Raw genomic sequence first — 7,798 nt, 5'->3', positions numbered from 1 at the left:
ATACTTGCAGGGAGGTCTTGTCTCAGGGTTTTAAACATATACGCTTTTATTTAATTTCAGATTCAGGTCTAACGGTTTCGGAAACAAGATCCGCCATACCCGGCTCTCCCAGGTATGAAGGTCTTCGCCTTCGAGCTCAAACCTCCACGAAGAATCAGGGGTATCTGATCTCAGCTACGGTTTGCGGGACTACAAGTACAGCTGAACCTGAACCATGGATTGGAGGGTTTTTACAAATTCCACCTGGGTATAAAAAGGTTCAGTAACAAAGATAGGAGAGTAGCCGACCCAAATTGTTAAAGAATGTTAAAAATCCTTTAGTAAACGGAGGGCATCTCCCTGCGTCCAGCCCGTTTGACCATCGGCCAACTGAATTTTGAACCAAATCTCCAGGGAATCCTTTACCTGCACCTTTGTGCCTTCGTGAAGCAGGAATACCGGACTGCTCTCCTGGTTGGGTTCCGAGCGAATTGTGACTTCCCGTTTAAAGACGATGGCAGGTTGGGTTTCTACATAGTTCCGGTACCTCAAATAGGCGAACCCCGAACAAAAGAGTGCAAGTGCCAGCGCGATTCCGCTTGTGATCAACCCCGCACGTTTCCGGTTGGGCCTGCTACTGCCCACGAAAAACAGGTAGGTGACCACAAAGACCAGCATAAAGAAGATGCCGGCATATGCCCAGGTATTCATCGAAAAAGAAAAGAGAACCGTTTTATAAAGGCGCTCCAGATCGGGCTCTGGGATGGGGGTAATATCGTCCAGGGTCATATTCCTGGCAAAGGCAAGGTTGTTCAGTATTTCGGGATCACCGGGCTCGAGCAACAGGGCCTTTTCAAAATAATAGATACTGGGGGCAATTTCATTTTGTTTGTAATACGCGTTGCCCATATTGAAATAAAGGGCCGCCGAGTGTTCCCCCGATTCCAGGATCTGGGAGTAAATCGAAACCGATTCCTCATAATTCCCTGCATTGTAAGCGGCAGTTGCTTTTTCGAAAAGCACCTCGTTCTGGGCCATACCCGGGAGCCCTGAAAGGAGGAGTGCCATACATACCAGATATGTCCTGAAGTTGAGATTCATTTTAAAGTGCTTTGTCTAGGGCTGAAATGACTTCACTGGCTTTTTGATAGTCCTGTTCCATTTGAACTTGCGAAAAAGGGCTGTACCGCGCCCTTTCACAATTTTCCAAAAGCGAAATAAAACCATCCTGAGCCTCGGGTCCGACATTTTTTTCAGTCAGCAGGGTCCGTATTTTGTCTTTTGTAAACTCTGAAGTCTCTATTTTAAACTTGGCTTTCAAGTAGTTGTGCAGCGCTTTTTCCAAAGCCACATAGAATGCATCCTTATTTCCCAACGCTTTTTTAGCGGTGGAAAGGTATTTGCGCGCCAAACGGTTTGCCCTCCGAACACGGCTGCCTTCCACATCCAGGGCTCTGGCTTCCCTCTTTCTTCGAAACAGGATGAAGAGCGGAATAGCGAGCAGGGGCCCCAGCAATAACGCCAAATGTGTGCAGGAACCCACGAAAGGCGTCCATTTCTTTGTAATCAGTTGTGGGGTGAGTTTGATGAAATAAAACTGATCACCTCCCTGAACGCTGGATTTAGGTGTTACTACGGCATCCGCGATTTCTGCAGTAGCCTTAGGGCCTTCCAGGACGTTAATTGTGATTTCTCTGGAATCGATCTTGACGTATTTTTCAGTTTTCGGATTAAAGAAAGAAAACGAAATAGATGGTATGGGGTACTTGCCCTGGTAGCTGGGCACCACAGTGTATTCCTCGGAGACGCTTCCATTCATTCCGGAGAGGTTTGTGTTCACGTCCTCTTTGAATTCCGGTTCGTAAACCTCAAGGGCACTGGGCAGGCTGAGTTTGGGCAACTGGAATAGTTTCAGGTTGCCGCTACCGCTAACCACAACTTTGGCCTGCAGGGATTCAGAAGCGTTTAGTGCATCTTTAGAGGTGGTCACCTCAAAGTTGTAATCTCCCACGGCCCCGCTGAAATCCGCAGGCCGCCCTTTGCTGGGCAGGGGCTTTACCTGTATGGTACGGTTTCCGGCCGACACTACCTTATTGGTTTTCGTATAGACCCTGCCTCCAAAAAAATCCCGCTTTTCTGTGGGTACTTCCAGCGATACATCAAGGGCCAGGGGTTCAATTTCGAGATTCCCGCTTTTTTGGGGATAGAGCACTACCCGCTTCAGGATCACATACCGATAGGGTTTCCCCTGATAAATGCCTTCCTCGATGTTATATCTGGAAAGCGGAATATCCTGGCTCCAGAAATTGTTGTACTTCGGATTATCCAGGGGACGAAAATTGGAAACGACGATGGAAGGGCTTACGAAGAGCTTATAGACCACACTTACAGGCTCGTTCATGTAGGGGTTTGTCTTGGATACTTCTGCGATCAGATGCAGGTTGTCATCGGCGATTTCATCTGCTGATGGCCTGCCATTGGGGTCGGCTACGGCATCGGTGACTTCAATTTTTTTTGGGATGGTTTTGTAGGTTTCCCCTTTGATAATAATACTGGCCTGGCCGATAGAATAAGTGCCTTTTGCAAGTGGGGTCAGGGTATAAGAGTAGGTTTTGGAATAGGAACGCACCCCGTTGATCCAGGAGGAACTGATGGCCTGGGATGGACCCATTAGGATCCTGAAGCCCTCGAAATCCGGGGGCACAAAATTATCGCCATCCCGGTTCATGACAAAATCTGCCCTGAGCCGCTCGTTGACCCCCAGGCGGTCTTTGCTGACTTTGAGTTCAAAGGTAACTTCTTCGGATTCCTGACCCCAGAGGGTTGCCCCCGCGACACACAGAAACAGGCATAAAGCGATATGTCTCCAAATCGTATACACTTACCAGTCCTTTTCTTTTTTTACTTTGGGCCCCTTGATTTTTTGGGCGTCAATTTTTTCCTTCACTTTTTTCTCTTCGTTCTCCATAGCCTCAAGCAAATTTTCTATTTGCTGGGGAGATAGCTGGTTGGGCCTGGGCGGGCTTTTCTGCTCATCGGGTTGAGAAGGGTTTGGTTTTTGTTCCTTCTCTTCTTTTTCCGGGCCGTCACCTTCTTTATTCTCTTCTTTTTCAGAATCACCTTCCTGCTCATTCGGATCCTTGTTCTCCTCCTGCTCATCCTCGCCACCCTGATTCTGATCTTCGTTCTGGTCCTGATTTTCCTTTTCCTGTTCGTCCTGGTCCGGCTGTTCGTTTTCGTCGTCCTGGTTTTGGTCGTCTTGGTTTTGGTCCTGATCTTTCTTTAACAGCTCTTTTGCCAGGGCCAGGTTATAGCGGGTTTCTTCATCCCCAGGATTATTTCGCAAGGCCTCTTTATAGGCTTCAACGGCTTTCTCATAATCCTTCTGCTGCATGTAGACATTCCCCATATTGTGAAACGCCCTGTGCTTGTCCGGCTTTTCACCTGCGCGCTCCCCGGCTTCCTTAAACCGGCCAAAAGCTTCACCAAAACTCTCTTTTTCGTAATAGGCATTCCCGAGATTATAAGGGGCAGCAGGATTGTCTGGGCTTTTGGAGATGGCCTTTCTAAAGGTAGCTTCTGCAGAAATAAAATCGTCAGATGCCAGTTCTTTGCCCGCTTCCCAGGTGAGTTTTTTGGACTCCTCCAGGGCCTCGTAATCCGGTTGGGCCTCTTCCTGTCCAGTACAGACCCAAGCGTAAAAAAAGCTAAATATCAGTGCGTAATTTTTCATTCAGGAGGCTTTTTTTTCGTTAAAAAGATCCAGTTTCCGGAGCCAGGCCGTTTTGCGTTCCAAAACAAAAACATCCAAAAGGAGTAGAATCAGCGCTCCACCAAGAAACCACTGGAACTGGTCCTGAAATTCAGCAAACTGCTTGGCTTCAAACTCCTTTTTGTCCATTTGGGAAAGGATTTCCTGAATTGCTTCCACGGCTGCTGCTGTGTTCTCTCCGTCGATATAGGCGCCATTGCCCTCTTCCGCGATCTCGATGAGAATCTCTTCATTTAGCCGGGTAATGACGACTTCCCCTTCGATGTCCTTTTTCAGGGACTCCACTACGCCATTTCGCTTGATCGGGATTGGCGCACCCTTGGTGCCTCCAACACCGATCGTATAGACCTGTATGCCTTGGTCCGTAGCGAGTTCTACGGCGTCCAGTACCGCCCCCTCGGAGTGGTCCTCCCCATCGGAAATTACAAACAAAACCCGGTTGGTCTGTTCTTCATCGTCATAATACGTTGCAGCCAGTTCAATGGCTTCATTGATGGCCGTGCCCTGGGAGGAAAGCATGTCCGTATTCATACTCTGCAGGAACATCTTGGCCGCCCCGTAATCTGTGGTGATCGGGAGTTGGGGATAGGCTTGTCCCGCATAGGCTATAATACCTACCCGGTCGCTGGCCAATTCGTTGATAATTTCAGAAACAAGCCGCTTCGCTTTTTCAAGGCGGTTAGGGGCTATGTCTTCAGCCAGCATACTTTTGGAGACGTCAACGGCAAAGACGACGTCCACACCTTCCCGCTTCACCGTTTCCAGCTTCGTACCCATTTTTGGATTCACCAGGCCCATAGTGAGAAAGGTCAGCGCCATCAGCAACAGGATCAATTTGATTTGAGGCTTGAACATCGACCGGTCCGGGGCGAGGTCTTTCAGGAGTTTTGGGTCGGCAAACTTGCGCTGAACCCGTCGCTTCCAGAGTTGATGAAGCAGGAACAATACGAGCAGCACCGGGATGACTCCCAGCAGGTACAAGTATACTTTTTCGTCTAATTGAATCATTTCTGCTTAAATAAAACTTCTGAAAACTGTGATTCGCAATAACCATTCCAGCAAGAGCAAGGCTCCTGCCAACAAAACCCACGGCCGGAATTTTTCTTCGTATCGATAGTATTTAAATTCTTCTATTTCCGTTTTTTCCAGTTTGTTGATCTCCTCGTAAATGGCTTCGAGTTTTTCATTATCAGTCGCCCGGAAAAACTTACCCCCGGTAGCTTCAGCTATTTCTTCGAGGAGGGCTTCGTCGATTTCTACCTGCCGCATACCATAGCGAAAAGTCCCATCTGCGTTGTAACCTACCGGAGACAAGGCATTTCCATTGGTCCCGAGGCCTATGGTATAGGTTTTTATATTGTATTCCAGTGCGAGGTCAGCTGCAGTTTGTGGCTCGATGAAACCGGCGTTGTTCACTCCGTCGGTCAATAGGATAATAACCTTGCTGATGGCTTTGCTCTCCTTGAGGCGGTTTACGGAAGTGGCAAGACCCATTCCTATGGCCGTTCCATCGTTTAATTGACCATAAGTAATATCCTTGAGCGCACTTAGGACAATACTCTTATCGCTGGTGATCGGGGTTTTGGTATAGCTTTCCCCCGCATATACGACCAGCCCGATCCGATCGCTCGGTCTTTTGCGAATGAATTCAGAAGCGACCTGCTTTAAAGCCGCCAGCCGATTGGGTTTTAAATCCCTGGCGAGCATACTGGATGAAACATCAATGGCCATAACGATGTCGATACCCTTGGTGGTTTTGGTCCGGGTGGAAATATCTTCGGTTTGGGGCCGGGCCATCGCCACGATTACCGCACTGATGGCCAGCAGGCGGAGCAGAAAGGTCATGGGTTTTATTTTGCTCAGCAGGGATGGTTTTTTAAATCCCTTGAGGCTCGATATTTTCAAAGTGGGAGCTTGCTTCCAGCGTTTGATATAATACCACAGCGCAGCCACCGGCAGCACGAGTAGCAGCCAGAAAAACTCCGGATTCGCAAACTGGATATCACCTCCTATCATATAACCGTTTTCACTTCAATGGTTTTTAAAATCCGGGATACAATTTCTTCGGCGTATTGATCTTCTTCCTCCCATGAGAGGATCACCTGCTGCATAAAGCCATTCCCCCCAAAAAGAAGAATGGTGTATTTTCCTTTTAAAAACCTGTCGGAGTCCGGAAGTTTGAATTCTCCCCTTCCAAAAACCCTGATTCCGGGAACCCCGGAGATTGTGGTAAATTCCTCTTGTTTTGTAATGATGTTGCGCGCACCGTTCTTCTCAAACCCCGAGAGAATTTGCTCTACAGCCCCTTCATAATCCGGTTCTTCATCGGGTTTGTTGAACACCGTAGACAGGGCCGCAATAGACAAGTTGGCCCTTGTATCGTCATAGGCAAAGGCGTCCATATCCTTTATGGAGGCCATAGCCTCAGGAGGCAAATCAATTTCTTTCCGGTAAAGGACCTCCGGGGTCTCTAAAATCACAGGGGGATACCCATAGGAGCTGGCAACCCATTCCCCTTCGAGGAGGGATTTGCTTGGGGTGCCGATGAGGTAATCCTTCACATTGGTAAATCCGAAATAGCCAACAGCCGCGATAATACCTATCAAAAACAGGCCGGCCACTCCTGCAAGCGCAAACCTCAACTTTTTCTTTCGTTCCTGCTCAGCCAGTGCAAGGCGGTAGGTTTCCTGTTGCAAAAGCTCTTCTTCAGTTGGCTCCGGCAGGGATTCATTTGTTTTCCTGACGATTTCTTCTACCTGGATTCGATCCTCCTCGGCTCTGTGCACCTCCGGTTTGTTTTTGGCAAATTTGACCAGGTCGGCCGTTTCCAGGATACCCTGGAACTGTCTCAGCGTATTATCTTCAAGCCCGAGTTTCCCCGCATCCCTGAGGAGTTCGAGTTTTTCCAGGAGTTGTGCCGTAGTACTCTCCAGGGCACTGATATGTACTTCTTCTTCCAGGTAGGCCCTCACGATACCCGTGAGTTCGGTATAGTACTGTTTGAATTCATCCTGAATGAGGTATCTGGATTCCTCCAGGCGTTTTAATTCGTTTAATGCGCGTTCGTATGGAGGGAGCAACGCCACTTTTTCTTCCTCCGTCAGGGGTTTTTTACGGATAAAGAACCAATAATAGGCAAAGCCTCCCAGAAGGAGGATTCCCAGACCCAGGGCAACCCAGCCGAGCCAACCCCACGGACTGGTTTCCACTTCTATCATGGGTTTTATGTCGTACATTTTCTGATTCACCGTATCTACGGGTACGGTAGCGACCATTACGAAGAGTGAATCTGTAAAATATCCTTTCCCGTCAATATCTATGCGCTGTGTAGGCAGGAGGTAGCCCCCGGAGTCAAACTGTGTGAGGGCATAGGTCTTCTGCAGCAGCATCCGACTGTTCTTTCGGGTCGTATCCGTTTTAAAGGCCTCCACAGTTTCCAGGGGTGAAAAAGTCTGACCTTCCGGAAAGATCACCCGGGCAGTGGAATCTACCTCCACTTCAACCGTCCATTGTATTTGCTCGCCAATCCGTATGGAGGCCGTATCCGTGGAAGATGCGATACGCGGGGGTTGTTGGGCGAATCCCGTAGCGGAAAAGGCGAAGAGGGTCATCAGGATTAGGGTGAAATACCCCGCCCGGCTCTTCAAGACATGTGCCAAGTCCCTTTTCATCAACTTCTTCGCTTAAAATATCCCAATAATTTTTTTACATAACTCTCGTCTACCTGACAATCCAATACCCCGCAGCCCGCGCGTTTAAACGTATCCTGAAAATAGGTGAGTTGGTCCCTGTAATGGTCGGTATAGGCGTTCCGCACGCTTCGGGAACTGGTGTTGACCCATTGAATTGCCCCAGTTTCGGCATCCTGCATAGAGACGACACCGAGGTTCGGCAGCTCTCGTTCCATAGGATCGTAAACCCGTATACCTGTCAGGTCGTGTTTTTTCCCTGTAATCCTCAGATTGTGCTGGTAGTCTGAACACATGAAATCTGACAGTACAAAGACTATGGATTTTTTCTTCAGCACATTGGATAGGTACTTCAGGG

General features: G+C 48.6%; 6 protein-coding genes and 1 pseudogene. All 7 read right to left on the bottom strand.

The window, feature by feature from the left end; genetic code table 11:
* Nucleotides 1-306: 306 nt before the first annotated feature.
* Complete coding sequence (locus WBV75_RS05880; RefSeq protein WP_424119714.1) at nucleotides 307-1,080, bottom strand: tetratricopeptide repeat protein; 774 nt, start codon at nucleotides 1,078-1,080, stop codon at nucleotides 307-309.
* 1 nt (nucleotide 1,081) lies between these two features.
* A complete protein-coding gene (locus tag WBV75_RS05875; RefSeq protein WP_424119713.1) occupies nucleotides 1,082-2,860 on the bottom strand; it encodes a BatD family protein in 1,779 nt (592 codons plus the stop codon).
* Nucleotides 2,861-3,712, bottom strand: coding sequence for a tetratricopeptide repeat protein (locus tag WBV75_RS05870; protein WP_424119712.1), 852 nt, complete (start codon nucleotides 3,710-3,712; stop codon nucleotides 2,861-2,863).
* The gene (locus WBV75_RS05865) at nucleotides 3,713-4,759 is read right to left on the bottom strand and encodes a VWA domain-containing protein (protein ID WP_424119711.1); all 1,047 of its coding nucleotides are present in this window, start codon (nucleotides 4,757-4,759) and stop codon (nucleotides 3,713-3,715) included.
* A 6-nt stretch (nucleotides 4,760-4,765) separates the two neighbouring features.
* A complete protein-coding gene (locus WBV75_RS05860; protein ID WP_424119710.1) occupies nucleotides 4,766-5,767 on the bottom strand; it encodes a vWA domain-containing protein in 1,002 nt (333 codons plus the stop codon).
* Nucleotides 5,764-7,422 carry a hypothetical protein gene (locus tag WBV75_RS05855; protein ID WP_424119709.1) on the bottom strand — a complete coding sequence of 553 codons (1,659 nt, stop codon included), beginning with the start codon at nucleotides 7,420-7,422 and terminating at the stop codon, nucleotides 5,764-5,766. The genes WBV75_RS05860 and WBV75_RS05855 overlap by 4 nt, the downstream gene beginning before the upstream one ends.
* A pseudogene (locus tag WBV75_RS05850) lies at nucleotides 7,422-7,798 on the bottom strand (DUF58 domain-containing protein); the annotation flags it as partial. The gene WBV75_RS05855 and the pseudogene WBV75_RS05850, both read right to left, overlap by 1 nt.

The sequence above is a fragment of the Robiginitalea sp. genome (assembly GCF_049588695.1).
GTDB lineage: Bacteria > Bacteroidota > Bacteroidia > Flavobacteriales > Flavobacteriaceae > Robiginitalea.
Note: the sequence above shows the minus strand (reverse complement) of the source record. Positions and strands in the feature narration are given on the sequence as shown.